Raw genomic sequence first — 25,197 nt, 5'->3', positions numbered from 1 at the left:
AATGAAAAAACTAGCAATTTTTATTTATTCTTTAGGAAGTGGTGGCGCTGAAAGGGTTGTATCTACGCTATTACCTGTGTTAAATTTAAAATATGAAATACATTTAATTTTAATGAATGATAAAATATCATATGATATTCCTGAAGTTAATATCCACTACCTTGAAAAATCAAGTCCAAGTGAAAGTAACTTAGCTAAATTTTTAAAACTACCCTTGCTAGCTATAAAATACAAAAAACTTTGTGAAGATTTAAAAATCAACTTGCAATTTGTATTATTAAATAGACCTAATTATATTGCGTTAATGGCAAAATCCCTAGGACTTAAATCAACCCTTATTATCAATGAATGCACCACTCCAAGTGTGATTTATAAACATAATAATCTAAATTCTTTTATCAATAAATTTCTTATTAAAAAACTTTATAACAAAGCAGATTTAATCTTAGCAAATTCTATAGGAAACAAAGAAGATTTAATACAAAATTTCAATATAGAGGCTAAAAAATGCGATATTTTATACAATGCCATAGACTTAGAAAACATCATAGAAAAATCTAAAGAAAAAATAGACTTTAAAGATCCTTTTATATTAAGTGTTGGAAGGCTTGATCATGGTAAAAATCATGCTATGCTTATAAGAGCTTATGCAAAAGTTAAAACTGATTTAAAATTAGTCATTTTAGGCGAGGGCATTTTAAAAGATGAGCTTTTAACTTTAATAGAAACTTTAAATTTAAAAGATAAAGTCTTTTTACTAGGTTTTGATAAAAATCCTTATAAATACATGAGCAAATGTGACTTTTTTGCTTTTGCTTCAAGTTTTGAAGGTTTTTCCAATGTTTTAATCGAATGCCTAGCTTGTAATACTGCCGTACTTTGCACTGATCATAAAAGTGGGGCAAGGGAGCTATTTTTAGATGATGAGTTTGGACTTTTAGTAAAAGTAGATGATGAAAAAGCCATGCAAGAAGGCTTAGAAAAAATGTGCAATGATGAAGCATTAAAAGCTTCATATAGACAAAAGGCTTTTTTGCGTGCAAAAGAATTTGATAAAATTAGCATAGCAAAGCAATTATTTGAATTTTTCAACAAGGCATAAAATGAAACTGCAACAAAATTTCACTGATAATAATTCTATAAAATATACCTGTATTTTAATCCTTATAGCCTTTGCTTTTAGTGTTTTGTGTAGGTTATACTGGGTGGCTTGGGCAAGTGAGTTTTATGAGTTTTTCTTTAATGATCAACTTATGATTACTACTAATGATGGCTATGCTTTTGCAGAAGGTGCAAGGGATATGATAGCAGGTTTTCATCAACCTAATGACTTATCTTATTTTGGAAGCTCACTTTCTACTTTGACTTACTGGCTTTATAATATTTTACCTTTTAGTTTTGAAAGTATTATTTTATATATGAGTACTTTTTTTGCTTCTTTGATTGTTGTGCCTATTATATTAATCGCAAGAGAGTATAAACTCACTACATATGGCTTTATAGCAGCCTTGCTTGGAAGCATTGCAAATAGTTATTATAACCGCACTATGAGTGGGTATTATGATACAGATATGCTAGTATTAGTTTTACCAATGCTTATTTTACTTACTTTTATACGCTTAACTATCAATAAAGACATTTTTACCCTACTTTTAAGTCCGGTTTTCATCATGATTTATTTGTGGTGGTATCCATCAAGTTATTCTTTAAATTTTGCTATGATAGGACTTTTTGGACTTTATACTTTAGTATTTCATAGAAAAGAAAAGATTTTTTATCTAGCTATTGCTTTGATGATCATAGCTTTAAGTATGCTAGCATGGCAATATAAACTTGCTTTGATTGTATTATTATTTGCTATTTTTGCCTTTAAAGAAGAAAAAATTAATTTTTATATGGTTTGGGCTTTGATTTTTATTAGCATTTTGATATTACATTTAAGTGGTGGTTTAGATCCTGTTTTATATCAACTTAAATTTTATGTTTTCAAAGCTTCTGATGTGCAAAATTTAAAAGATGCTGCCTTTATGTATTTTAATGTTAATGAAACTATTATGGAAGTAAATACTATCGATCCTGAAGTATTTATGCAAAGAATTAGCTCTAGTGTTTTAGTATTTATCCTTTCTTTTATAGGTTTTATCTTACTTTGCAAAGATCACAAAAGTATGCTTTTGGCTCTACCTATGCTTGCACTAGGTTTTATGGCTTTAAGAGCTGGACTTAGATTTACCATTTATGCAGTTCCTGTGATGGCTTTGGGTTTTGGGTATTTTTTATATGCTTTTTTTAATTTTTTAGAAAAAAAACAAATCAAACTTAGTCTAAGAAATAAAAATATCCTACTCATGCTCATTACATTTTTTAGCATAAGCCCTGCCCTAATGCATATTTATTATTATAAATCCTCTACTGTTTTTACTTCTTATGAAGCTAGTATTTTAAATGATTTAAAAAATAAAGCTCAAAGAGAAGATTATGTCGTTGCTTGGTGGGATTATGGTTATCCAATACGCTATTATAGCGATGTAAAAACCTTAATTGATGGTGGAAAACACCTAGGAAAAGATAATTTTTTCTCATCTTTTGTCTTAAGTAAAGAACAAATTCCAGCAGCCAATATGGCAAGACTTAGCGTAGAATACACTGAAAAATCTTTCAAAGAAAATTATCCTGATGTTTTAAAAGCTATGGTAAAAGATTATAACCAAACAAGTGCTAAAGATTTTTTAGAAAGTTTAAATGATAAAAATTTTAAATTTGATACCAATAAAACAAGAGATGTATATATTTACATGCCTTATAGAATGTTGCGTATCATGCCTGTGGTAGCACAATTTGTAAATACAAATCCTGACAATGGAGAACAAGAAAAAAGTTTATTTTTCTCTCAAGCTAATGCCATAGCTCAAGATAAAACAACAGGTTCTGTTATGCTTGATAATGGAGTAGAAATTATTAATGATTTTAGAGCTTTAAAACTAGAAGGTACAACTATACCTTTAAAAGCTTTTGTAGATATAGAATCCATCACTAATGGCAAATTTTATTACAATGAAATTGATTCAAAAGCTCAAATTTATTTACTCTTTTTAAGAGAATATAAAAGCTTTGTGATTTTAGATGAAAATCTTTATAATAGTGCCTACATACAAATGTTTTTATTAAATCAATACGATCAAGATTTATTTGAGCAAGTCACTAATGATGCAAGAGCAAAAATTTATAGGCTAAAAAGATGAAAATAGGAATTTTAACCCATAGTGCAATGAGTGTGTATTATTTTCGTCTTGCACTCATTAGAGCTTTAGAAAAAAATAATCATGAAGTTATAATCATCACTCCAAAAGATGATTTTGCTATTAAGTTACAAGAGCTAGGCTATAAGGTTTGCTTTTATGATTTAGCTAGATCAAGTGTCAATCCTTTAATTGTTTTTAAAAATCTACTTAGTTTAAAAAATACACTCAAAAGTTTAAATTTAGATCTTTTACAAACAAGCGCTCACAAAAGCAATACAACAGGTATTATAGCAGCTAAAATGGCGGGCATTAAATACACTTTTGGTTTGGTTGAAGGCTTAGGAAGTTTTTACATAGATGATGATTTTAAAAGCAAATTAGTAAGAATAAGCATTAATTTACTTTATAAAATTTCTTTTAAACTTGCAAATGGTTTTATTTTTGTCAATGAAAGCAATGCTTTATTTATGAAAAATTTAGGCTTAAAAGAAGAAAAAATCAAAATCATAAAATCCGTAGGGCTAAATTTAAAACAATTTTTACCTTTAAAAATTAGCACAGAAGAAAAACAAGCTTTTTTAAAAGAACACAATATGCCTGATAAACCTATCGTTTTAATGATTTCAAGAGCACTTTGGCATAAAGGAATTAAAGAATTTTATGAAGTAAGCCAAATTTTAAAAGATAAGGCAAATTTTGTTTTAGTGGGTGGAAGAGATGATAATAAATCTTGTGCACCATTAGAATTTTTAAACTCAAATGATGTTTTTTATCTTGGCGCAAGAAGTGATATTGCACATTTATTAAATTTATGCGATATTTTTGTTTTACCAAGCTATAAAGAAGGCTATCCAAGAACGGTTTTAGAAGCACAAGCTTGTAAAAAAGCATGTGTGGTAAGTGATGCTGAAGGTTGCATTGAAGCAGTGAATAATGCCATAGACGGTTTAATTTGTAAAAGCAAAGATAGCAAGGATTTAGCTGAAAAAATCGCAGTTTTACTAGAAGATGAAAAACTAAAAAATACTTTAGCACAAAATGCTTTTCTTAGAGCGCAAAATTATGATGAAAATATCATAGCTTTGAAATATCTTGACTTTTATAGGGGTTTTATAAATGTATAAAAATGGTTTAAAGCGTGTTTTTGACTTTTTTTTGGCTTTGATTTTATTGATTATTTTTTTACCCTTTATAGTGCTTATAGGTATTGTTTTAAAAATCGTTCAAGGAAGTGTGCTTTTTAAACAAGCAAGACCAGGATTAAATGAAAAAATTTTTTATATTTATAAATTTAAAACTATGAGTGATGAAACCGATGAAAATGGAGAATTACTTCCTGATGAATTACGCTTAAAGCCTTTTGGTAAGCTAGTTAGAAGCTTGAGTTTAGATGAATTACCGCAGCTTTTTAATGTATTAAAAGGCGATATGAGCTTCATAGGCCCAAGACCTTTACTTGTAGAATACTTGCCCTTATACAATCAAGAGCAAAAAAAACGCCACGATGTAAGACCAGGCATTACAGGTTGGGCACAGATTAATGGACGCAATGCTATTTCTTGGGAGCAAAAATTTAAATATGATGTAGAATATGTGCAAAATTGCTCTTTTTTATTTGATCTTAAAATCTTTTTTATGACCATTATTAAAGTTTTAAAAAGAAGCGGGGTTAATAAAGAAGGAGTAGCTACAACGGATAAATTCAATGGACACAACTAAAAGTATTTATATATATGGTTCTAGTGGGCATGGTTTAGTCTGTGCTGATGTAGCTAGAAATTTAGGATATGAAAAAATCATCTTTTTGGATGATAATAAAGGCTTAAAATATCACTCCAATTTAGAAAAACACGATATGTTTATTGCTATTGGCGCAAACTCTATTAGAGAAAAACTTTTCAAAAAAGCAAAAGATGATGGGTTTAGATTAGTTAATTTGATACACAAAAGTGCTATTATTAGCCCAAGTGCTTTTTTAGATGATGAGGGTATTTTAATCATGTCAAATGTCGTAGTTAATGCTAAAGCTAGTATTGCAAAAGGTGTGATTTTAAATACTGCTTGTGTGATTGAGCATGAGTGTTTTGTAGATGAGTTTAGCCATATTAGCGTTGGGGCTAAACTAACAGGAAATGTAAAAATAGGAAAGCGTTGTTTTTTGGGAGTTAATTCAAGCGTTATTCCTTGTATAAGTTTAAATGATGATATAACTTTAGGTGCAGGAGCAGTTGTAGTTAAAAACTTAACTTCTAAAGGTATTTATGCTGGAGTTCCTGCTAAGAAAATAAAGGAGGTAAAATGAGATTTTTTCTATCAGCACCACATATGAGTGGAAAAGAATTAGAATACATACACAAAGCTTTTGAAAGTAATTATATAGCACCTTTGGGTGAATTTGTTAATGCCTTAGAACAAAGTATTAAAGATTATACAAAAAGTTCTAACACACTTGCTCTAAATGCAGCCACTGCAGCTATTCATTTAGCTTTAAGAGTTTTGGGCATCAAAGAAGGCGATATAGTTCTAGCTTCAAGTTTTACCTTTATTGCTTCAGTAGCACCTATTTCTTACATGAATGCTACGCCTGTATTTATTGATTGTGATGAAACTTATAATTTAGATGTAAATTTATTAAAAAAAGCTATCAAAGAAAGTCCTAAAAAGCCAAAAGCTCTTATTTTAACACACCTTTATGGTAATGCTTCTAAAATGGATGAGATCGTCCAAATTTGTAAAGAAAATGAGATTTTTTTAATTGAAGATGCTGCTGAAGCTTTGGGAAGTTTTTACAAAAATAAAGCCTTAGGTACTTTTGGGGATTTTGGAGTATATTCTTTTAATGGTAATAAAATCATCACAACAGGTGGTGGTGGCATGCTTGTGAGTGAAAATCATGCTAATCTTGAAAAAGCAAGATTTTACAGTACCCAAGCTAGAGAAAATTGCCTTCATTATGAGCATAAAGAATATGGCTATAATTATAGAATGAGCAATATCTTAGGTGCAATCGGTACTGCTCAAATGGAAGTTTTAGAAGAAAGAGTGAGTAAAAAGCGTGAAATTTATAGCTGGTATAAAGAATTTTTAAGTGGAACTTTTACTTTTTTAGATGAGCTTGAAAATACCAAGTCAAATCGCTGGTTAAGCACTGCTTTACTTGATTTTGATTTAAATAAACTTAATACTTATGAAAAACATTGTATATGTGAAAATAAAAATGTTCAAATTCAAGATAAAATTTTAAAAATCATACAAGTTTTAAAAGATAATAAAATCGAAAGTCGTCCACTTTGGAAGCCAATGCATTTGCAAGAACTTTACAAAGGCTGCGATACTTACTTAAATGGTAATAGTGAGTTTTTCTTTAGTAATGGAATTTGCCTTCCAAGTGCAACTACTATGAGCAAAGCTGATGTAGAGGAAGTTTCTACTTTAATCTTAAACACCTTAAAGGACTAAGATGGATTATAAAAGCAAACGCTTAGGATTTTTTCTAGGCGCTGATATTTTACTTTTTGTTATAAGTATTTATTTATCTTTTTCTTTACGCTTTAGCGCAGACATCCCAAGTGAATTTTATGAAGGTATGTTTAAAAGTGCTGTGATTTTGATTTTACTTAAAATCATTTTTCTAGCTTTTTTTAAAATTTATCAAGTTGCTTGGAGATTTTTCTCCCTTAATGAAGCGCGTAAATTAGTCATCGCTTTAGCTTTGGCTGAGCTTGTATTTTTAGCAATTTATTATTTTTATGATGATTTTTTTAATCCTTTTCCAAGAAGCGTTATAGGAATAGACTTTGTTTTATCTTGTATGCTAATTGGAAGTTTGCGTATAAGCAAAAGAATGATAGTTGATTTTAGAAAGCCAAAATACAACGAAGAACATCCTTGTATAGTAGTTGGCGCCACTTCAAAGGCTTTGCATTTATTAAAAGGAGCTAAAGAAGGGAGCTTAGGACTTTTTCCTGTAGCTGTAGTAGATGAGCGTAAAAATTTAATAGGTACTTATTGTGATAAATTTATAGTTGAAGAAAAAGAAGCAATCAGAAAATATACCGCTGAAGGAATTCATACTGCTATCATTGCTTTAAAACTTGAGCAAGAAGAATTAAAAAAGCTTTTTGACGAACTCATTGCTTATGGGATTAATGATATAAAGCTTTTTTCTTTTACGCAAAATGAAGCAAGAGATATAAGTATCGAAGATTTATTAGCGCGTAAGCCAAAAGATTTGGATAATGCTTGCGTGATTGATTTTATCAAAGATAAAGTAGTTTTAGTTAGTGGAGCTGGTGGAACTATAGGAAGTGAGCTTTGCAAACAATGCATTAAATTTGGTGCAAAACACTTAATCATGCTTGATCATAGTGAGTATAATTTATATAAAATAAATGAAGAATTAAGCTTACATAAAGAAAAAATCGAACCTATTATGATGAGTATATTAGACAAAGAAGCGTTAGAAAAACTTTTACAAGAAAAAAACATAGATTTGATTTTACATGCAGCAGCTTACAAACATGTGCCTTTATGTGAGCAAAATCCACATTCAGCTATTTTAAATAACATCATAGGTACTAAAAATTTAATCGATCTTGCAAAAGCTTATAAGGTTGCTAAATTTGTTATGATAAGCACTGATAAGGCTGTAAGACCGACTAACATCATGGGTTGCACAAAAAGAATTTGTGAACTTTATACATTAAGCTCAAGTTGTGAAAATTTTGAAGTAGCTTGTGTGCGTTTTGGTAATGTTTTAGGGTCAAGTGGAAGTGTAATACCTAAATTTAAAGCTCAAATTGCAGCTAATGAGCCACTTACTCTTACTCATCCTGATATAGTGCGTTATTTTATGTTAGTAGATGAGGCTGTGCAACTTGTTTTACAAGCTGCGGCTATTGCCAAAGGTGGAGAATTATTTGTACTTGATATGGGTGAGCCTGTTAAAATCATGGATTTAGCTAAAAAAATGCTTTTACTTTCTAATAAAAAGTTAGAAATCAAAATCACTGGACTTAGAAAAGGTGAAAAACTTTACGAAGAGCTTTTAATCCATGAAAATGATTTAAAAACTCAATATGAAAGTATATTTGTTACCACTAGTGATCTTAAAGATTTAAAAATTTTAAATCAAGAAATAGAAAAATTACTCCAAAGCACAGATCCTGCAAAAGTTTTAAAGGAGATTGTACCTGAATTTAATCACAATAAAAACGGAGAGTGATTAAATTCTAATTTTATTTTAAAATGATATAATATAAACTTTTAATTGATTAATAAAAATAAAAACGATACAATTACAGTTTTATGTAATTACATCAAGATAAAGGAAAAAAAGTGAAGTTATTAGTAGTTGATGATAGTTCTACCATGAGAAGAATAATCAAAAATACCCTTGTAAGATTAGGCCACAAGGATGTTTTAGAAGCTGAACACGGAGTTGAAGCTTGGGATTTACTTTCACAAAATGATGATATTAAAATTTTAATTACTGACTGGAATATGCCTGAAATGAATGGCTTGGAATTAGTAAAAAAAGTAAGAGCGGAAGAAAAATATGCTGATATGCCAATTATTATGGTAACTACAGAAGGTGGTAAAGCAGAAGTTATTACCGCCTTAAAAGCAGGCGTAAATAACTATATTGTAAAACCTTTTACTCCTCAAGTGTTAAAAGAAAAACTTGAAGATGTTTTAGGAACAAACGAAGGCTAATTATAAGTTTTTATGCAAACACATTATTACGAACTTTTTTTTCAAACAGACAAGGAATATTTAGATTTATTCCTTGATCTTATCTTTTCTCTAGAGATAGACGCTATAGAAGAAAAAAACAATGGTATTTATATAAGATCAGAAGAAGATATAGAACTCATTAAAATAGCCTTGCATGATTTTCATCAAAAATTATGTCAAAAACTAAATACTCATATTAATTTCCACTCTACCTTAGAAAAAAAAGAAAATAAAAATTGGATAGAAGAGTATAAAAAAGGTATACAAGCTTTGACGATCGATAATATCCATATTCACACCACTTGGCAAGAAGCTAAACAAGATAAAATTAATATCATTATAGATCCTGCTCTAGCTTTTGGCTCAGGACATCATGAGAGTACTTATACTTGTATAGAATTTCTACAAAAATATACAGATAATTCCAAATTTTGCTTAGATGTGGGTTGTGGAAGTGGAATTTTAAGCATTATCATGGCAAAACTTGGAGCCAAAGTACAAGCTTGCGATACAGATGAATTAGCTATAGTTGCAAGTAAAGAAAACGCAAAATTAAATCAAGTTAGCTTTGATGATATTTGGGTAGGTTCTATTAATAAAAGCTTACATAAATATGATATAGTTGTGGCAAATATCATTGCCGATATATTGATCATACTAGAAAAAGATCTTAAAGAAAAAACCAAAGAAGGTGGAATTTTGATCTTATCTGGTATATTAAATAAATATGAAGAAAGGATTAAAAATAAATTCAAAGATTTCACTTTGTTAGAATGCAAACACAAAGGAGAATGGTTGAGTTTAGTTTACAAAAAGGAATTGCAATAATGAATAAAAAACCAAATGATTTAAAAGATAATCAAAACAATAATAACTTTTTTAACAAAAATCCCATTTTTATTTTTGCCATTTTTGCCATTGTGATGATTCTTTTATTTAAAGGATTTTTAGATGATGGTAGCATGGGTATTATGGGCGGAGAAAACACTAAAAAAGTTACTTATTCTGAATTAAAAACTTTAATTGAAAATAATCAAATTGCCCAAGTTAATATAGGTCAAACTACTATAAAAGCTGTATCTAAAGCAGGAAATATGGTATATATTACCAAAAAAGTTCCAAATGATGCTACTTTTGTTCCTTTACTTGACTCAAAAGGCGTTTCCTATGGTGCTTTTAATGAAAGCAATTGGTTTATAGATATCTTACTTTCTTGGGTTTTGCCAGTATTTATTTTCTTTGGTATATGGATGTTTTTAGCTTCTCGTATGCAAAAAAATATGGGTGGATCTATACTTGGTATAGGAAGTTCTAAAAAACTTGTAAATTCAGAAAAACCGAAGGTTAAATTTAATGATGTTGCAGGTGTTGAAGAAGCAAAAGAAGAAGTTAAAGAAATTGTTGATTTTCTAAAATATCCTGAAAGATACATCAATCTTGGAGCAAAAATTCCAAAAGGACTTTTGCTTGTTGGTCCTCCAGGTACAGGTAAAACTTTGCTTGCAAAAGCAGTGGCAGGCGAAGCTGATGTGCCATTTTTTAGCGTATCAGGTTCATCTTTTATAGAAATGTTTGTAGGAGTTGGTGCTTCTAGAGTAAGAGATTTATTTGAAAATGCTAAAAAAGAAGCTCCAGCTATTGTATTTATAGATGAAATCGATGCTATAGGTAAATCACGTGCAGCAAGCGGTATGATGGGCGGAAATGATGAAAGAGAGCAAACTTTAAATCAACTTCTAGCTGAAATGGATGGTTTTGGTACCGAAAGCTCACCAGTAATTGTTCTAGCAGCGACAAATCGTCCTGAAGTACTTGATGCAGCACTACTTAGACCGGGGCGTTTTGATAGGCAAGTTTTGGTAGATAAGCCTGATTTTAAAGGTAGATGTGATATTTTAAAAGTCCATATGAAAGATGTTAAAATTTCACCTGAAGTAAAAGTAGAAGATATTGCAAGATTAACAGCAGGTCTTGCGGGTGCTGATTTGGCAAATATCATTAATGAAGCGGCTTTGCTTGCAGGTAGGGATTCTAAAAAACATGTGGAGCAAAAAGACTTAGTAGAGGCAGTAGAAAGAGCCATAGCAGGACTTGAGAAAAAATCACGCAGAATTAATGATAAAGAGAAAAAAATCGTAACTTATCATGAGTGCGGCCATGCTTTAATAGCTGAAACTACAAAAGGTGCTAAAAAAGTAAGTAAAGTTTCTGTTATTCCTCGTGGTTTAGCAGCTTTAGGATATACACTCAATACCCCTGAAGAAAATAAATTTTTAATGCAAAAACATGAACTTTTAGCTGAAGTTGATGTGCTTTTAGGAGGACGTGCAGCTGAAGAAATTTTCATTAAAGAAATTTCAACAGGTGCAAGCAATGACCTTGAGCGTGCAACTGATATTATCAAAGCTATGATTTCTATGTATGGTATGAGTGAAATTGCTGGCTTAATGGTACTTGAAAAGCAAAGAAATACTTTCTTAAGTGGCGGGCAAACTGTAAAAGATTATTCTGATAAAATGGCTCAAGATTTAGATGAGTATGTAAAGAAAACATTGGATGAACGCTATGCGGGTGTAAAAGAAATTTTAAAAACCTATAGCGGTGCTATAGAGGTGATGGTACAAGCACTCTATGAAGAAGAAACTATTGATGGTGCCAAAGTAAGAGAGATTATTAAAAACTATGAAGAAGAAAATAATCTTCCAACACGCCTAGAAGAAAAAGAGCAAGAAGCTACTAAGGAAGACTAATGAAAACAAATTTTATTGCAAAAACTGGTTGGAGTTTGCTTATAGTTCTAGCTATAGTTTTTGCAATATTTCAATTTATATGGGGATTTTCTTGGCTTTTATGGTGTATTTTTATATTTTTTATTTATCTTTTTAGAGCTAAAAAAATTGATTATATAGCAGATCCAAACACCATTATAGCTCCCATAGAAGGAAAAATCAAATGTATCAAAACAAGCTCGTATAAAGAACTTGGCGAGTGTATAGAAGTGCAAATTATCAATAATATTTTTTCCCAAGGAAATATCATAGCTCCGCTTGATATGAATATAGAAGAAACTAGAATAAGGCATGGACTTTTTTTATGTCCATTTATGAAAAATACAAATTTAATGGGTGAAAGAATGTTGTTTTTAGCTAATTCCAAGAGCAAACAATGGGCATTACGCGTTATTTTTGGAGCATTGAATAGAAAAGCTCATATTGATGATTTTGGTCATCATTTAAACCATGGACAAAATATAGGTTTTATGTTTGATGGTAGTGTAAGTTTATTACTTCCAAAAGACACTAGAATTTGCGTAAATGAAAATGATAAAGTACGCATTGGTACATTAATAGGATATTTAAATCCATGAATTTTAAACTAATTTATATTTTACCTAATCTTTTTACAGCCGCTTCCATATTTTTAGGTATTATTTCAGTGATTGCTTCTATTAATCAAAACTTTGATAAAGCATTAATTTATATTATTTTATCATTAATTTGCGATGGTTTAGATGGACGCGTTGCAAGAGCTACTAACTCTACTTCTAAATTTGGAGTTGAGTTTGACTCACTAGCTGATTTAATAGCCTTTGGTGTAGCACCTGCTATGCTTTTTTATATGAGCATAGGTTATGAATATGGTCGTTTTGGCTCATTAATAGCTGGTTTATTTGTAGTTTTTGGCGCTATACGCTTGGCAAGATTTAATGTCACAACAGGAACTTATGAACCATCGGTTTTTATAGGTCTACCTATACCAACAGCAGCGGTTGTAAGTGCTTTATGGGTAAGTGCTTATTTATATTATGATTTTTTACATGATTTTTCTTTAATAATAATATGTATCCAAATGCTTCTAGCCTTTTTAATGGTAAGCAACATAAGGTATCCAAGTTTTAAGAAAATCGATCTAAAAAGAGCAAATGTTTTGAAGGTGTTAATCCTTTTAGTAATTTTATTTTCTATGCTTTATCTGTATTTTTTAGAAAGTGCATTGATTATTGCTAGTTTATATGTGCTTTATGGGATTGTTCGTAGTTTTTTTACCCTAGCTCGTAAATTTAAAAAATATTAATTTTACTTTCACTTCATTTTCTATCAATATACTTTTCATTATTTTTCAAAAAGGAGTAAAAATGAATAAAAACAAATTATTCAGACAAATTCACATTTACATTAGTTTATTTTTCTTACCACTTGCATTTTTATATGCAATCACAGGTTTTGCTTATATAGCTGGTTTTGATGGAGAAAGTGGAGCTAAAATTCAAAATTACAAAGTTCAAGCTATTATTCAAGAGGGTGCTGAAGCTGAATTTTTAATTGATTTTTTAAAGAAAAACAACTTAAAAATTCCTTCATCTTTGGAACCAAAACTCAACAAAAAAGGCGATGGCATAGAACTTGGGACTATAAATTATATAGCAAGTATTATAAAATTAGATGAGAATGACTATGAAATTACAACAAAAGATAGAAGCTTGCTTGGAAATATGATTTTGCTTCATAAAGATAAAGGTATGTGGTACTTTTCTGTACTTGGGTTAGCTTTTGCACTTGCTATGATAATACTTTATATTTCAGGACTTTTAATCACTATCATAGCTATACGCAAAGATAGAGGTAAACAAATAGCAGTTTTAGGTGCTGGTTTTATTATAACTTTAATCATAGCTTATTTCAGTGTATAAATTTAAGGTATATCTTATAAACAATAAGATATACTTTCCCTTTTAATACGGACAGATGGGTGAGTGGCTGAAACCACACCCCTGCTAAGGGTGCAGATCTTAACGGGTCTCGAGGGTTCAAATCCCTCTCTGTCCGCCACTATCTGAATACTATTTTTCCATAATAAAAGGGTATGAAAGAAATAAAAAAATAATACTTAATATTATAATTATTTATTATAACTATTATTTTTAATAAATATTTATATCAAAATCAATATTCTTTTCTAAATTATTTATATAAGAAACATAAACTTTATAAACCATTTCACAATTTGAATGACCTAAGATTTTACTTAACTCAATAGGACTTAAAGACTTTGATAAAAGTGCATTAGTTGCAAATGTATGACGCATTGAATAAAGTCGTCTATATTCTAAATTTAAATCTTTTAAAATTATTTTCCAATAATTTCGACTAAAAACATAATCATCTTTATAAGGATCTGAATACTGAGTTTCCAAAAGATAAGTATTATTTTTGTATTTATGAACATACTCATATAAATCACTATAAATAACATTAAATAAAGGTATTTTTCGAATGCTATAAAAAGTTTTAGGAGTGCTTTCTCCAAATCGCGACCGAGTAGAGTTTATATTTATAGTTTTAGCTTTAAAATCTATATCATTTATTTTTAATGCCAAAATCTCACCAGTTCTCATACCAGTAAAAAAACCTAATTTTAAAAATATTTGAAATTTATCATTATATTTTTTACTAAAATCAATAATTTTTAGAACTTCATCTTTAGAAAATGGCTTAATGCGTTTTTTTTGATGTTTTGGAAGTTTTATATTCTTTGTTGGATTTTTTAAAATTATTTCATCGTCTAAAGCTAAATCAAATATCTGACTTAAAATACCTAAATAATGCTTTTTTGACTTAATACTTACATCATTAATATTGCTTATCCAGTTTTTTATAATGGATGGTTTAATTTCACTTATATCATATTCAAAAAAATAAGAAAGACGATTTTTAATAATACCATTAACTTTATAATGTGTTGAAACTTTATAGTTATTTTGAGAAATTTTCAAAAATAATTCAGAATATGATTTAAAAGACATATTTATAACCTTTTTCAATCAAATAATCTTCTAAATCATCAATATCATTTATTTTTATTTTTTTAGCATCAATAAGCCCGCGTTCAATAGCTAAATTCACATGATATAAAATTTTTCCATCAATACCACAATATTTAAAATCATCGCTTTGAATTAATTTCATAAGTGCATAATCACTTAATGGATGTTTATTATTTCTCATTACAGAGAGAATGCCTGTATTTTCTCTTTTTTTGAATGATATTTTTTTATATCTTTTATATAATTTAGGATGTTTTTCTTTTTCATACTGATATACAATTCTTCCCATAAATTTATAAATTAATTTACAATTATCATACTCTATAGTTTCCTTATCATTCATAAAACAAAAATATTGCTTATCAAAACTCCATTCACAGACACAATCATCATTATTTATAAAATCAAATAAATTATAAAAATCTTTTTTAAAAAAATTAATTTTTCTATATATCCATAATGGAACAGGAGTTTTAGAAGTTAAAAATCTTCTTACTTTATGCTTAACATACCACGCACTTAAAAAATCTAAATCATATCTATCATTGAAATTAATAAAAGTTTTATAAATATATTTCATAACATAGCCGGTAGGATTATTTAAAGACCATTGAAAACCATTAATTTCACCATTTAAAACTTGTTCTTTTGTAAGTTTATTGCCTTGTTTTAAGTTTTGAGGTGCATAGAATATTTTTTTATATATTTCAAAAGTATAATTAAACGCATATTTAGGAATATAAATTAAAGCGTGAATATGTGGAACTCCGTCCTTTTTATGCGGTTCAAAGCACCTGATATAAAGCTTTTTTAAACCTTTATATTTTCTATGAATTCTCATAATAAATAAATTCCATTGATAATTTAATAGTTTAATTAAATCTTTAATTGTAAAAGCTTCATTAATATTTATTTTATAATTTAAAGAATAATCAAGATATTTTCTATCAAATGGTTTAAAAGAAGTAAAATCGCCTTTTAAAGCATTTCTAAAACAACCATTAAGAGTAATAGTCAAAAAAACAGGCATTAGATCGTAATCAAATTGTAAGCTTGAAATAACATTACAACGATTAACAAGCTCAGCATAATATTTTTTACCAAAATTAGCAGAATATGACAAATCTAAAAAAGATTTTATTTCACCGGTAAAAGAAGTATAAAATCTATTAGAAAGATAATTTCTTTGATTATCTAATTTTAAATTACACAGCTCTAAATCTTTTAAACTTAGTCCATAACTTAAAGGTAAGAGTTTTTTATTAAATTGACAAGAGCTGTCATTATGTGCGACTGCGTCGCTCATAATGCCATCTTTTTTTAGATTGTAATTTATTGATTGATTAAATAAATTATTTTCCATTGCAACACCTTTATATAATTTATAATATTTCTATTGAGAGAGTTAAGACAGTATTACTAACTTGATTTCTTTCTATCTTAAATAAATAACCAAGAAGCCAAATATCTTTTAATAATGGAATACCAGATTCATAATTAATATTAGTTTGCTTATTAATTCCACTTAAAACCAATAAATCGCCCCGCTTAAGTGTATAAGATGATTTTAATTCTTTTTTAGAAGTAATAGGAGTTAGATTATTATTTGATATTAAATCTTCAACAATTAAATGTAAATCAAAATCAACTAAATCACCTATAATTAAAGGTTTTAACCTAACTTGTAATCCTACATCTTTATAATCATAACTTGAATTTTGAGCAACTTCAGTATTAGAAACTTGTGTAGTAGATTTTAAAAATGGAATATTTTGAACAGAACTAAAAAACACTTCAGAATTAGATCTAGCGACCAAAAAAGGATTAGAAACGATTTTGGTAATACCTTTATTTTCTAAAAAGCTAAGAGTTGAATAAAAACTCTTTTTATCAACTTCAATAATATTATTTTCAGTTGAATAAGGAATAGTAATTAAATTAACATAGAAATTAAAATTATTGATAGAATTATTTTTTAAACGAGCTTTTAAGGTAGAACCCATATCTTTTAAATTATCAAGATTAGTTTCTAAGATAGTGATTTTAAACTTTAATTGTTTTAAATCAAAACTATCAATATCATTAATAGCACTTTTTAACTTAGAATATATGAAATCATCACTTAAAAAAGAAATAGAATTAGAACGATAAATATAGGTAGAATTAATATCATAAATATTTAAAAGAGAAGATATATCATCATAAGAATTTTTATTAAGTCTTATATATCTTAAATTCTTATTATTATTTTTATTTTTTAAATAACTTAAATTATTATCTTTAAAATTATTTTCATACACATAATAAAAAGATCCGGTAAAAGCAAGCTTTAGATTTTGAAGCTTTAAAGCACTTTCAAAAACATCTAAAGTAATATTAGGAAAATTTTTATTAGTATAAAAAATATATTTATCAGGATTAATATTAGAACTTACCAAAATATCAACATTATTATAAGTGGAAGCTAACTCAGCATATTCAAATATATTATTTGAAAAAGTATGACCAAATAAAAAACTAAAACTTAAAAGAATTAAAACTAGTTGTTTTTTCATTAGATTTATCATTTTTTTTAACACCTTTCTTAAGATTATCAAAAACTTCAATTTTAAAGACTAAAAAATAAGAATATCCCTTAAAAATTTTTGTTTTATGAATAAAAACAGGATTGTAAAAATTAAGAATTTCATCAAAATAATCTCTAGGAATACTAAAAAAAGAATTATCATCCTTATCAACAATATTACATTCAAGTTGAATACAATTAACCTTATAAACAAAAGTAGAATTAAAATCTTTAACATTATCAGAAAAATCATTTAAATAATTACTTGTTTTAAATAAAGGAAATGAAGAATTATTATCAAAGTTAAAAGTTAAGTTATTTTCATCAGAATTAATTTTAGGTATATCATTTGAATTAGTATTAAAATAATTTAAAAAAATATAGAAAAATAAAATTAAAAGAAAAAAAGAAATAAAAGCAAAAATAAAAATTTTAGTAAAAAAAGATTTATTAGAGCTAGATTTCCCAGACTGATAAAGATTAAAAACTTCTTGATTAGCTTTTAAAGAAAATCTAAAAACTAAATCTTTGCCATACATTTTATAAGATGAAAATTGAGCGTATCTAAAAGAATTTTTACTTATTCTTTTACCACTATCTAAAGCTTTATAAAAAAACTCAGCAACTCTTTTATATTCATTAGAAACTAAACTTAAATCTTGAGTGATTAAAATAATTTCTTGATGTATATGACGATGATATGTTAACCACCAAATTAAAATTTTATCATCTTTATTTTTAAAAACATTGTGTATCTCATCAATAATAAACATTGATTTAAATAATTTCAATTCATTGGCTTTAATATTTATTTCATCATCATTAGCACTATTAGAATATAAATTATAAAGTTCTGATAGATACAAATAAAAAACATCAAAATCAAACTTTAAAAGCTTATTGCTAATATCAAATTTTAAGCCATTTATATTAGTATAGCAATAAAGATAATCAAAAGTCTTAATTTTTCTTTTAATTTCAAAACCTAATATTTTTTTATTCTTTAAAGTAGGCTCAACAAAATATTCATATAGCTTATTTACCGCAAAATAAGTTTTACCACTTCCAGGATTGCCAACAATATAAGTAATAGCCATTTTTACTCCTTAATAGAAATAATTACAGCTAAAACAGAATTTCTAATATGAAAAAGAACAGACCAAAGAAGTTTAGAAAAAATTAAAACAAAAACACTAATTAAAATAGGAGAAAAAACAGAAAAAACATCATTAAAAGCCTTAAAAAATCCAAGAGATGAAAATACAGACAAAACATTTAAAAATATATCATCTGAACTTAAAAATAAAGAATTGATATATTCAAAAAAATTATTTATTTCATTAAAAACAAAAATTATAATTTTTGCAAACGATAAAAGACCAGCAAAAAAAGCCAAAAAAAATAAAGAATTTATAGCAATGATCGTAACAAAACTAGAAATTCTTAAACTAGCTTCAATAACATATCTTTTAAAAAAATCACCAAAAAAAGCAAGCGTAGCTACAATAATTTGAAACATATTATTCCTTTAAAGATTAATTAAAAACTTAAGAGAAAAACGCCAAATAACCCTGATAAAAAATAAGAAAAAAAGGCAATAAAAGAAAACATAGAAAACGCCTGATAATTTACTTGTAAATTCACAAAAATCAATTTTTATTTCATTTTTACCATCTATATAATCAAAATCAAAAGTTAAAGGACAAGTATTTGTCTGTATTGGAAAATCTATAGATTTAAAACCACTTTCAACAACAGATATAAAATCATTTATAGAATTAGAAAAAGACTTATATTGATTATTCAAATCATCAGAAAAAGATAAAAAATCTGATTTTAAAGAATCAATAAAACTATTATAGCTACCAAAATCAGATCCATCATAAGAACCGCAATTATTATCTTTACAAACATTATCGCCATTAGAACCATTTCCATTATTAGAACCATTTCCATTATTAGAACCATTTCCATTATTAGAACCATTTCCAACAGGATTAGAGCTATTACTATTATTAGAGCTATTACTATTATTAGAACCATTTCCAACAGGATTAGAAGGTTTTATAGAAGAACAATTACTACCAATACATAACTTATTATTATCCTTAATAGAAGTTCTTTCATCACTATGACCAAAATGAAAACAATTATTATCAATACAAATAGTATTATTTTTACTAAAGCCTGATCCTTTATTAATAGAAGAACACTTACCATTAATACAGATTTTATTGTCTTTTACATCAGTATTATCATCAGCTTTAAAACAACTATTACCATCAAAACAAATATTATCATTATCTTTAGAAATACTAATTTCAGAACCACTAGAAGATGGGGTAGAAGGTTTATGAAAAGGTATATTATTAGAACTAGTATTTTCATTTGAAATAAAACTACAATGATGCTCAATACAAGAAGGAGTAAAATTATCTTTAGAAAAATCAATAATATTAGGGCAATTATAATTTATATAAGTAGTTTCATCAGCACAAATACTAACACAATTATAACCTTTACCACCATTAGAAATACCAAGAACGCTATCAATGTATTTTAAACCACCATTTTCAAAACACTGAGCTTTAGCATAAGAATAGGGATTAGATATACTTTCTTTATCAATCAAAGAAACACATTTATTTTTAAAACTATCAGCTATTTCACCAGGTTGGCAAGGAACGCAAGTAACAGAATTAACGCTATCATCAATTTTAAAAATATAATTATCTTCACAAGGTTCATGAATTTTTTTATAAAAAGTTTGATAAAATTTCTGAACTTGTAAACCTCTTTGCAATTCAATATTAACATATTCTCCATTATAAGAGCCTTCGCAACCTTCATCTTCACTGTTCATGATAAAAGGAGAATTATAGTAATTATCACCGCCGTCGGTGTATATATAACCTTCTTCATAATCAAAAATAGAATCTAAAGGACGCAAACAACTATTATCAATCTCTTTCAGGGTATTTGGCTTTCCAAAACTAAGTAAAATACCAATTTCACCACCACCGAAATGAACATCATCTATAAATAATTTTCCGTAAATATAATTATCATTAATAACATGAACTTCATAAAATGCAGTATCTGGAACTTTAAAATCATACTTATCATAAAAATAGTCAGAATATGGATATCTTGAATCAGCTACAGTAAAATCTTGATAATCAGGATCTAACTCCTTAGATGAGTTAAAATAGAGTGCTCCACGCTCACTGACTACAAAACCAATCTCACTAAAAGCAAAATTAGCACTAAAATGTGCATTACCAATAAAATTTTTAGGAAAAGAACGATTTAGCCAATCCGAAGGAGAATAATACACAGGCCAAAAAGCAAAAGAAAAATCAAGAAAAAATAACAAAGAAATTAAAAAACGCATTTACTTCATCCAACGACTAACAAATAAAACCAAAATAAGCAAAATAGGAGTTATACCAACAATAAAATATATGAAAATACTAAAAAAGAAATCAAAACTAACAACGCCTGTTATGTTAAGAATACCACTCATAAAAACACCTTTTAAGACTTAAAAGAAGCTATCAAAAGCACCACAAGAAGCAAAAGAGAAAAACCACAAAGAATACCTGTTAAACTCATTAAAAAATTATAGTTTTGCTGACCCAAAATATATAAAACTTCCAAAGGTAATTCAAGTTTCATAAAAAAATCCTTTAAAATAGGCTTTGAAAGTGTTACACATCGCCGAGAAGTTTTTAAAAAGCCTTTAAGTTGAATTGTCGGCGCTAGGCACTATTTTTTTTAAAAAAATAGTGCAAAAAAAACTAATCAACAACATCATTTAAGATTTTAATTGAAATTAATACAGATTTAGCAATAAAAAAAGTTGCTATAAGTAAAGCGATAAGCGAATTAGCAAAAAGAATTAATTTACCTACATCAAATACATTGCTAAAACCAAAACCCATAAAAAAACCTTAAATTGACTTAAGCATTTTTATACCGGCTTTAACAGCAACTATAGTCCCAATAGCAGCGATGACAATAGCAACACCACCAAAAAAGGGAGCCATATCAAGAGAACCACTCATAACACCAGCTTCGCTAACAGTAACAGCAGCCGAAGCAAAAGATGCAAAAGATGCAACACCAAAAGCAGAAGCTAACATTTTATGTTTAGAAATTTTCTTTAACATAACAATTCCTTATATTTTTATTAGAGAATTTAAATTCTCTTATATTTTCAACACCAAAAAATATAAGAAAATTCAAAAAGAAGTATTTAAAATATTTTAAATACTTCAAAAAAAATTATTTTTTATCGGATTTTTTAAACTCGACACCTAAAAAATGTTCTATTGGATTATTCACTCTAACAACTCCATTATTATCAGGAATACCACCGTCAATAACAATAGTTTCTTTATTTTTAAACTTATTGCGGATAAATGAGAGAACTTGACCAGCGGTTAAATTATCAGGGCAAATAATACGAAAGATAAGTTCTTTTTTAATAGTATCCAAAACGCCGGTTTTTTCATTTAAAACATCATAAACATTAGATGATTCTATTCTAACACTAGCAGAATAAGTCCTACCATCAAAAGAACCTTCAGCAACAGATCTAACAAGACCATTTGAAAGACTATAATTAATTAAATAATCTTGACTTACAATTTCCATTTTTACACCTTTCAAAAAAAATTAACACCTTTAAAAAAACTCCCTTTCAAGGTGTTAAGAAAAAAGGGAGCAGAGCAAAAGCTCAAAAATTAAATTCTAATAATTTGACTTTTCAGCTTTTGAAAAATTTAAAAAAATTTAGTAAAATTAAAAATAATTAAAAAAATGAATTTATAATATTTCAATTATTATAATTATTTAAAATTAGAATAAACTTAAATATTATAAAAAATTTCAATTAATTAAAAAATTATAATAGTTTATAAAAAAGAAATAGCAAAAAAATAATATTTAATTTATTTGTAATATACATCAAATAAATTAAATTAAAGAAAGAAATAAAAAATGGATAAAAAAGAAATAGCAAAAAGAATAAATGTAACAATTACAACACTGTATAATTGGCAAAAAACAAAACCAGAATTAATAAAACTTATAGAATATGGATTAAAATATGAAAATGGTGGAGAAATAGGACAAAGCGAGATAATAAAATATTTTAATGAAATTAAAGAAAAGAAAAAAGAAAAAGAAAAGAAAAATAATCTAATGGAAAGCAAGTTATTAGAACTTTTTGAGAAATTAAACGAAAAGGAAAAAAAATTCTATATTGCTGATATAGAAGCTAGAATATTAAAAAAAGAAATAGAATGAGTAAAAGAATCTTGATTTAAAAAAGAAATAAAAGAAAGAAATCAAGATTCTAAAAAATAGCATTTGTAATTAATTACGATTATAAATTATAGTATATTTATTTATTATTTTTATAAAAAATAAAATAAAAAATAAAATAAAAAATAAAAATTTAAAAGAAAATGTTACTTTTATAAATACCAAGTATTATAATTTGATCTTTGTTTGTATCAATTAAATAAGGGATAACATAACCTTTAAAAATTAAATCTCTTATATTTTCATCATCAAAAGATAAAGATTTTCTATTTTTATAAGGCATAAAAGAAAGATTATGAATACTTTGTTCTAATTTATCTAAAAATAAATTAGCTTGTTTTACACTATCTAATGAAATAAAATCAGATATTACCCCTAATTCATTTAAAAAACGATCAGTTTGTATGATCTGCATTTATTTTAGACCTAACTTTTGAAAAAACTTCATCAGAAGTATATGTTTTTAATTTTCCTTGTTTATAAAGTTCTATATCTTTTTTATAATCTTCTATTCTTATCTTATGCTCTAAATAGGTTAAAGCGAGTTCTAAAACTTCTTTTTGACTTAAATTGTTATCTTTACAATAATTAGTTAAAAAATGTTCTGATTCTCTTGAAAGCTCTAAATACATATAACAATCCTTTCTTTTTTTGAAAATTATAACAAAAAAACATAATAAAATATTTTTATGAAAAAATCAATATTTATTAGGGTTCAAATCCCTCTCTGTCCGCCACCTTATAAATTTCATTTTATTTCATCTATTTTAGTAATTTTTATTGTTATAATTAATACCATCAAAACTTAATAAATCTAAAGGCAAGCTTCACATACTATGCAAATTTGCGCTTCTATTGACTTGAAATCTTTTTATGCATCAGCTGAGTGCGTTTTAAGAAATTTAGATCCTTTAACAACTAATCTTATTGTAGCAGATGAAACAAGAACGGACAAAACCATCATACTAGCAGTTTCACCCGCGTTAAAAACTTACAATATACCCGGTAGATTAAGACTTTTTGAGTTTAAACAAAAAATCCATTTAATCAACCAAGAAAGACTAAAACAAGCTCAAAAACACCACTTTAAAGCTAAAAGTTTTAATATATTGGAACTTGAAAATGATTTAAATTTAGAATTAGACTACATTATTGCTAAGCCTAGAATGGCTACTTATATAGAATTTAGCACAAAAATATACAGCATTTATTTGAAGTATTTTGATGCTAAAGATATTCATATATACTCTATTGATGAAGTTTTTATCGATCTTAGTTCTTATCTTGAAAAATACAAACTTTCAGCTTATGAGCTACTTACTAAGGTTTTACTTGATATTTCACACACAAGTAAAATCACCGCAACAGCAGGTATAGGCACAAATTTATACTTAGCTAAAATTGCTATGGATATACTCGCTAAAAGACAAAAAGTAGATGAAAATGGCTTGCTTATAGCCTTTTTAGATGAAAAATTATATAGATATAAATTGTGGCAGCATAAACCTTTAAAAGATTTTTGGCGTATAGGTAAAGGTATTGCCTTAAAACTTGCAGATTTAAACATTTATACTATGGGAGATCTTGCAAGATTTTCTTTAAAACATGAAGACTTGCTTTATAAACACTTTGGTGTTAATGCTGAACTTTTGATCGATCATGCATGGGGTATTGAAACTTGCACAATGAAAGATATTAAAAATTACAAATCACAAAATCACTCTAAAATCATGGCTAAAGTTTTACCTTTTGCATATGATAATAATCAAACAATAAAGGTTTTAAAAGAACTTGTAGATCATTTGGTACTTGAACTTATACAAAATAACCTTAAAACAAACCATATCACACTAGATATACAATATGATAAAAGCAATTTAGAAAATTCAAGTTTTTTAGGTTCTTATAAAGGAGCTATCACTAAAGATAACTACGGAAGAGCTATACCTAAAAATGCTCACGGAAGTATGAATTTAGAAAATTTTACCCATTCTTTAAAAATCATCAACAAAAAAACCTTAGAACTTTTTTATAAAATCAATGATAAAAACTTAAGTATTAGAAAAATCAGCCTAAGTTTAAATAATATCACAGATAAAGCTCAAGAAAATTTCCAAGAATTAAATTTATTTAGTGATTTTAACGCAATTTCACAAGAAAAAAATCAACTTGAAAAAGAAGAAAAGCTCCAAAAAGCAAGACTTCAAATCATGCAAAAATTTGGTAAAAAAGCTATTTTAAAAGCTTCAAGCTTGGATGATGAGACTAAAGAAATTACTTCTTTAATAGGAGGTCATAATGCATGATGATTATAAAGATATAATAGATATAAAATATCAAAAATCAAAACAATTTCCACCAATGTCAAGAGAAAAAAGAGCGGCACAATTTGCTCCATTTTCAGTACTAAATGGCTTTAGTAAAGCTATTTTAAAAACGCAAAAAGATATGGAAAAAGCATTAGAAAATAGTAAATATCAAGAAGAAAGCTAAGTTCT

Annotated in this window: 29 protein-coding genes and 1 tRNA gene; 17 read left to right on the top strand and 13 right to left on the bottom strand. The window is 27.2% G+C overall.

What is annotated here, in order from left to right:
• Nucleotide 1: 1 nt before the first annotated feature.
• The 14 genes from L8W69_RS02805 (at nucleotide 2) to L8W69_RS02740 (ending at nucleotide 13,807) form a co-directional block, all read left to right on the top strand.
• Nucleotides 2-1,102: a glycosyltransferase gene (locus tag L8W69_RS02805; RefSeq protein ID WP_263666389.1), complete on the top strand. Its 1,101-nt coding sequence runs from the start codon at nucleotides 2-4 to the stop codon at nucleotides 1,100-1,102.
• Nucleotide 1,103: 1 nt separating this feature from the next.
• Complete coding sequence (locus tag L8W69_RS02800; protein WP_263666388.1) at nucleotides 1,104-3,242, top strand: STT3 domain-containing protein; 2,139 nt, start codon at nucleotides 1,104-1,106, stop codon at nucleotides 3,240-3,242.
• Nucleotides 3,239-4,366, top strand: coding sequence for a N,N'-diacetylbacillosaminyl-diphospho-undecaprenol alpha-1,3-N-acetylgalactosaminyltransferase (gene pglA, locus L8W69_RS02795; protein ID WP_263666387.1), 1,128 nt, complete (start codon nucleotides 3,239-3,241; stop codon nucleotides 4,364-4,366). The genes L8W69_RS02800 and pglA overlap by 4 nt, the downstream gene beginning before the upstream one ends.
• Nucleotides 4,359-4,961 carry an undecaprenyl phosphate N,N'-diacetylbacillosamine 1-phosphate transferase gene (gene pglC, locus L8W69_RS02790; protein WP_039626890.1) on the top strand — a complete coding sequence of 201 codons (603 nt, stop codon included), beginning with the start codon at nucleotides 4,359-4,361 and terminating at the stop codon, nucleotides 4,959-4,961. Before pglA ends, pglC begins: the two co-directional genes overlap by 8 nt.
• Nucleotides 4,948-5,544 (top strand): UDP-N-acetylbacillosamine N-acetyltransferase, encoded by a 597-nt coding sequence (pglD, locus tag L8W69_RS02785; RefSeq protein ID WP_263666386.1) that lies wholly within the window; start codon nucleotides 4,948-4,950, stop codon nucleotides 5,542-5,544. Before pglC ends, pglD begins: the two co-directional genes overlap by 14 nt.
• Nucleotides 5,541-6,701, top strand: coding sequence for a UDP-N-acetylbacillosamine transaminase (gene pglE / locus L8W69_RS02780; protein WP_263666385.1), 1,161 nt, complete (start codon nucleotides 5,541-5,543; stop codon nucleotides 6,699-6,701). Before pglD ends, pglE begins: the two co-directional genes overlap by 4 nt.
• A gap of 1 nt (nucleotide 6,702) precedes the next feature.
• Nucleotides 6,703-8,466 carry a UDP-N-acetylglucosamine 4,6-dehydratase (configuration-retaining) gene (pglF, locus tag L8W69_RS02775; RefSeq protein ID WP_263666384.1) on the top strand — a complete coding sequence of 588 codons (1,764 nt, stop codon included), beginning with the start codon at nucleotides 6,703-6,705 and terminating at the stop codon, nucleotides 8,464-8,466.
• Between the two features lie 113 nt (nucleotides 8,467-8,579).
• Nucleotides 8,580-8,957 carry a chemotaxis response regulator CheY gene (locus L8W69_RS02770; RefSeq protein WP_039619063.1) on the top strand — a complete coding sequence of 126 codons (378 nt, stop codon included), beginning with the start codon at nucleotides 8,580-8,582 and terminating at the stop codon, nucleotides 8,955-8,957.
• A 12-nt stretch (nucleotides 8,958-8,969) separates the two neighbouring features.
• The gene (locus L8W69_RS02765) at nucleotides 8,970-9,806 is read left to right on the top strand and encodes a 50S ribosomal protein L11 methyltransferase (protein WP_133319740.1); all 837 of its coding nucleotides are present in this window, start codon (nucleotides 8,970-8,972) and stop codon (nucleotides 9,804-9,806) included.
• A complete protein-coding gene (gene ftsH, locus L8W69_RS02760) occupies nucleotides 9,806-11,728 on the top strand; it encodes an ATP-dependent zinc metalloprotease FtsH (RefSeq protein ID WP_263666383.1) in 1,923 nt (640 codons plus the stop codon). Before L8W69_RS02765 ends, ftsH begins: the two co-directional genes overlap by 1 nt.
• Nucleotides 11,728-12,345 (top strand): phosphatidylserine decarboxylase, encoded by a 618-nt coding sequence (locus L8W69_RS02755; RefSeq protein WP_263665399.1) that lies wholly within the window; start codon nucleotides 11,728-11,730, stop codon nucleotides 12,343-12,345. The genes ftsH and L8W69_RS02755 overlap by 1 nt, the downstream gene beginning before the upstream one ends.
• A complete protein-coding gene (gene pssA, locus L8W69_RS02750; protein WP_133319743.1) occupies nucleotides 12,342-13,052 on the top strand; it encodes a CDP-diacylglycerol--serine O-phosphatidyltransferase in 711 nt (236 codons plus the stop codon). Before L8W69_RS02755 ends, pssA begins: the two co-directional genes overlap by 4 nt.
• A gap of 61 nt (nucleotides 13,053-13,113) precedes the next feature.
• Nucleotides 13,114-13,668, top strand: coding sequence for a hypothetical protein (locus L8W69_RS02745; RefSeq protein ID WP_133319744.1), 555 nt, complete (start codon nucleotides 13,114-13,116; stop codon nucleotides 13,666-13,668).
• Nucleotides 13,669-13,717: 49 nt separating this feature from the next.
• Nucleotides 13,718-13,807 (top strand) — tRNA-Ser (locus tag L8W69_RS02740).
• 92 nt (nucleotides 13,808-13,899) lie between these two features.
• Here L8W69_RS02740 and L8W69_RS02735 read toward each other — a convergent pair.
• The 11 genes from L8W69_RS02735 to L8W69_RS02685 form a co-directional block, all read right to left on the bottom strand.
• Nucleotides 13,900-14,781 carry a tyrosine-type recombinase/integrase gene (locus L8W69_RS02735; RefSeq protein ID WP_133319745.1) on the bottom strand — a complete coding sequence of 294 codons (882 nt, stop codon included), beginning with the start codon at nucleotides 14,779-14,781 and terminating at the stop codon, nucleotides 13,900-13,902.
• Nucleotides 14,771-16,165: a hypothetical protein gene (locus tag L8W69_RS02730; RefSeq protein ID WP_263666382.1), complete on the bottom strand. Its 1,395-nt coding sequence runs from the start codon at nucleotides 16,163-16,165 to the stop codon at nucleotides 14,771-14,773. Before L8W69_RS02730 ends, L8W69_RS02735 begins: the two co-directional genes overlap by 11 nt.
• A gap of 19 nt (nucleotides 16,166-16,184) precedes the next feature.
• Entirely contained in the window at nucleotides 16,185-17,357 is a 1,173-nt protein-coding gene (locus tag L8W69_RS02725) for a type II secretion system protein GspD (RefSeq protein WP_263666381.1), read from the bottom strand.
• A complete protein-coding gene (locus tag L8W69_RS02720; protein ID WP_133319746.1) occupies nucleotides 17,320-18,465 on the bottom strand; it encodes a zonular occludens toxin domain-containing protein in 1,146 nt (381 codons plus the stop codon). The genes L8W69_RS02725 and L8W69_RS02720 overlap by 38 nt, the downstream gene beginning before the upstream one ends.
• Before the next feature lie 2 nt (nucleotides 18,466-18,467).
• Nucleotides 18,468-18,887: a hypothetical protein gene (locus L8W69_RS02715; RefSeq protein WP_133319747.1), complete on the bottom strand. Its 420-nt coding sequence runs from the start codon at nucleotides 18,885-18,887 to the stop codon at nucleotides 18,468-18,470.
• A 9-nt stretch (nucleotides 18,888-18,896) separates the two neighbouring features.
• Nucleotides 18,897-20,762, bottom strand: coding sequence for a hypothetical protein (locus tag L8W69_RS02710; protein WP_263666380.1), 1,866 nt, complete (start codon nucleotides 20,760-20,762; stop codon nucleotides 18,897-18,899).
• Nucleotides 20,763-20,894: a hypothetical protein gene (locus L8W69_RS02705; protein WP_263662597.1), complete on the bottom strand. Its 132-nt coding sequence runs from the start codon at nucleotides 20,892-20,894 to the stop codon at nucleotides 20,763-20,765.
• An 11-nt stretch (nucleotides 20,895-20,905) separates the two neighbouring features.
• Nucleotides 20,906-21,046, bottom strand: a complete 141-nt coding sequence (locus L8W69_RS02700) for a hypothetical protein (RefSeq protein ID WP_165955277.1) — start codon at nucleotides 21,044-21,046, stop codon at nucleotides 20,906-20,908.
• A 122-nt stretch (nucleotides 21,047-21,168) separates the two neighbouring features.
• Nucleotides 21,169-21,312 carry a hypothetical protein gene (locus L8W69_RS02695; protein WP_165955278.1) on the bottom strand — a complete coding sequence of 48 codons (144 nt, stop codon included), beginning with the start codon at nucleotides 21,310-21,312 and terminating at the stop codon, nucleotides 21,169-21,171.
• Between the two features lie 9 nt (nucleotides 21,313-21,321).
• The gene (locus L8W69_RS02690) at nucleotides 21,322-21,540 is read right to left on the bottom strand and encodes a hypothetical protein (RefSeq protein WP_133319749.1); all 219 of its coding nucleotides are present in this window, start codon (nucleotides 21,538-21,540) and stop codon (nucleotides 21,322-21,324) included.
• Nucleotides 21,541-21,655: 115 nt separating this feature from the next.
• Nucleotides 21,656-22,027 carry a hypothetical protein gene (locus L8W69_RS02685; protein ID WP_263666379.1) on the bottom strand — a complete coding sequence of 124 codons (372 nt, stop codon included), beginning with the start codon at nucleotides 22,025-22,027 and terminating at the stop codon, nucleotides 21,656-21,658.
• Nucleotides 22,028-22,372: 345 nt separating this feature from the next.
• Here L8W69_RS02685 and L8W69_RS02680 point away from each other — a divergent pair, with 345 nt between their 5' ends.
• Complete coding sequence (locus L8W69_RS02680) at nucleotides 22,373-22,681, top strand: TetR/AcrR family transcriptional regulator (RefSeq protein WP_263666378.1); 309 nt, start codon at nucleotides 22,373-22,375, stop codon at nucleotides 22,679-22,681.
• A gap of 151 nt (nucleotides 22,682-22,832) precedes the next feature.
• Here L8W69_RS02680 and L8W69_RS02675 read toward each other — a convergent pair whose 3' ends face one another.
• Entirely contained in the window at nucleotides 22,833-23,114 is a 282-nt protein-coding gene (locus tag L8W69_RS02675; RefSeq protein ID WP_133319751.1) for a type II toxin-antitoxin system RelE/ParE family toxin, read from the bottom strand.
• Nucleotides 23,095-23,331 carry a hypothetical protein gene (locus L8W69_RS02670; RefSeq protein WP_133319752.1) on the bottom strand — a complete coding sequence of 79 codons (237 nt, stop codon included), beginning with the start codon at nucleotides 23,329-23,331 and terminating at the stop codon, nucleotides 23,095-23,097. Before L8W69_RS02670 ends, L8W69_RS02675 begins: the two co-directional genes overlap by 20 nt.
• Before the next feature lie 204 nt (nucleotides 23,332-23,535).
• On the opposite strand from L8W69_RS02670, the gene L8W69_RS02665 reads away from it, so the two are divergent.
• A complete protein-coding gene (locus L8W69_RS02665; protein ID WP_263666377.1) occupies nucleotides 23,536-25,005 on the top strand; it encodes a DNA methylase in 1,470 nt (489 codons plus the stop codon).
• Complete coding sequence (locus L8W69_RS02660) at nucleotides 24,998-25,192, top strand: hypothetical protein (protein ID WP_039668753.1); 195 nt, start codon at nucleotides 24,998-25,000, stop codon at nucleotides 25,190-25,192. The genes L8W69_RS02665 and L8W69_RS02660 overlap by 8 nt, the downstream gene beginning before the upstream one ends.
• The last annotated feature ends 5 nt before the right edge of the window (nucleotides 25,193-25,197 follow it).

Origin of the sequence: Campylobacter sp. CNRCH_2016_3089 (assembly GCF_025772505.1) — a bacterium.
GTDB classification, from domain to species: Bacteria; Campylobacterota; Campylobacteria; order Campylobacterales; family Campylobacteraceae; genus Campylobacter_D; species Campylobacter_D lari_D.
Note: the sequence above shows the minus strand (reverse complement) of the source record. Positions and strands in the feature narration are given on the sequence as shown.

Coding starts and splice junctions, on each gene's coding strand:
- L8W69_RS02680 (WP_263666378.1), top strand. CDS start 22,373: ATGGATAAAAAAGAAATAGCAAAAAGAATAAATGTAACAATTACAACA.
- pglA (WP_263666387.1), top strand. CDS start 3,239: ATGAAAATAGGAATTTTAACCCATAGTGCAATGAGTGTGTATTATTTT.
- L8W69_RS02805 (WP_263666389.1), top strand. CDS start 2: ATGAAAAAACTAGCAATTTTTATTTATTCTTTAGGAAGTGGTGGCGCT.
- L8W69_RS02690 (WP_133319749.1), bottom strand. CDS start 21,540: ATGTTAAAGAAAATTTCTAAACATAAAATGTTAGCTTCTGCTTTTGGT.
- pglF (WP_263666384.1), top strand. CDS start 6,703: ATGGATTATAAAAGCAAACGCTTAGGATTTTTTCTAGGCGCTGATATT.
- L8W69_RS02700 (WP_165955277.1), bottom strand. CDS start 21,046: ATGAAACTTGAATTACCTTTGGAAGTTTTATATATTTTGGGTCAGCAA.
- ftsH (WP_263666383.1), top strand. CDS start 9,806: ATGAATAAAAAACCAAATGATTTAAAAGATAATCAAAACAATAATAAC.
- L8W69_RS02725 (WP_263666381.1), bottom strand. CDS start 17,357: ATGAAAAAACAACTAGTTTTAATTCTTTTAAGTTTTAGTTTTTTATTT.
- pglE (WP_263666385.1), top strand. CDS start 5,541: ATGAGATTTTTTCTATCAGCACCACATATGAGTGGAAAAGAATTAGAA.
- L8W69_RS02685 (WP_263666379.1), bottom strand. CDS start 22,027: ATGGAAATTGTAAGTCAAGATTATTTAATTAATTATAGTCTTTCAAAT.
- L8W69_RS02765 (WP_133319740.1), top strand. CDS start 8,970: ATGCAAACACATTATTACGAACTTTTTTTTCAAACAGACAAGGAATAT.
- L8W69_RS02660 (WP_039668753.1), top strand. CDS start 24,998: ATGCATGATGATTATAAAGATATAATAGATATAAAATATCAAAAATCA.
- L8W69_RS02695 (WP_165955278.1), bottom strand. CDS start 21,312: ATGGGTTTTGGTTTTAGCAATGTATTTGATGTAGGTAAATTAATTCTT.
- pglD (WP_263666386.1), top strand. CDS start 4,948: ATGGACACAACTAAAAGTATTTATATATATGGTTCTAGTGGGCATGGT.
- pssA (WP_133319743.1), top strand. CDS start 12,342: ATGAATTTTAAACTAATTTATATTTTACCTAATCTTTTTACAGCCGCT.
- L8W69_RS02705 (WP_263662597.1), bottom strand. CDS start 20,894: ATGAGTGGTATTCTTAACATAACAGGCGTTGTTAGTTTTGATTTCTTT.
- L8W69_RS02715 (WP_133319747.1), bottom strand. CDS start 18,887: ATGTTTCAAATTATTGTAGCTACGCTTGCTTTTTTTGGTGATTTTTTT.
- L8W69_RS02665 (WP_263666377.1), top strand. CDS start 23,536: ATGCAAATTTGCGCTTCTATTGACTTGAAATCTTTTTATGCATCAGCT.
- L8W69_RS02710 (WP_263666380.1), bottom strand. CDS start 20,762: ATGCGTTTTTTAATTTCTTTGTTATTTTTTCTTGATTTTTCTTTTGCT.
- L8W69_RS02745 (WP_133319744.1), top strand. CDS start 13,114: ATGAATAAAAACAAATTATTCAGACAAATTCACATTTACATTAGTTTA.
- L8W69_RS02720 (WP_133319746.1), bottom strand. CDS start 18,465: ATGGCTATTACTTATATTGTTGGCAATCCTGGAAGTGGTAAAACTTAT.
- L8W69_RS02730 (WP_263666382.1), bottom strand. CDS start 16,165: ATGGAAAATAATTTATTTAATCAATCAATAAATTACAATCTAAAAAAA.
- pglC (WP_039626890.1), top strand. CDS start 4,359: ATGTATAAAAATGGTTTAAAGCGTGTTTTTGACTTTTTTTTGGCTTTG.
- L8W69_RS02800 (WP_263666388.1), top strand. CDS start 1,104: ATGAAACTGCAACAAAATTTCACTGATAATAATTCTATAAAATATACC.
- L8W69_RS02670 (WP_133319752.1), bottom strand. CDS start 23,331: ATGTATTTAGAGCTTTCAAGAGAATCAGAACATTTTTTAACTAATTAT.
- L8W69_RS02755 (WP_263665399.1), top strand. CDS start 11,728: ATGAAAACAAATTTTATTGCAAAAACTGGTTGGAGTTTGCTTATAGTT.
- L8W69_RS02735 (WP_133319745.1), bottom strand. CDS start 14,781: ATGTCTTTTAAATCATATTCTGAATTATTTTTGAAAATTTCTCAAAAT.
- L8W69_RS02675 (WP_133319751.1), bottom strand. CDS start 23,114: ATGCAGATCATACAAACTGATCGTTTTTTAAATGAATTAGGGGTAATA.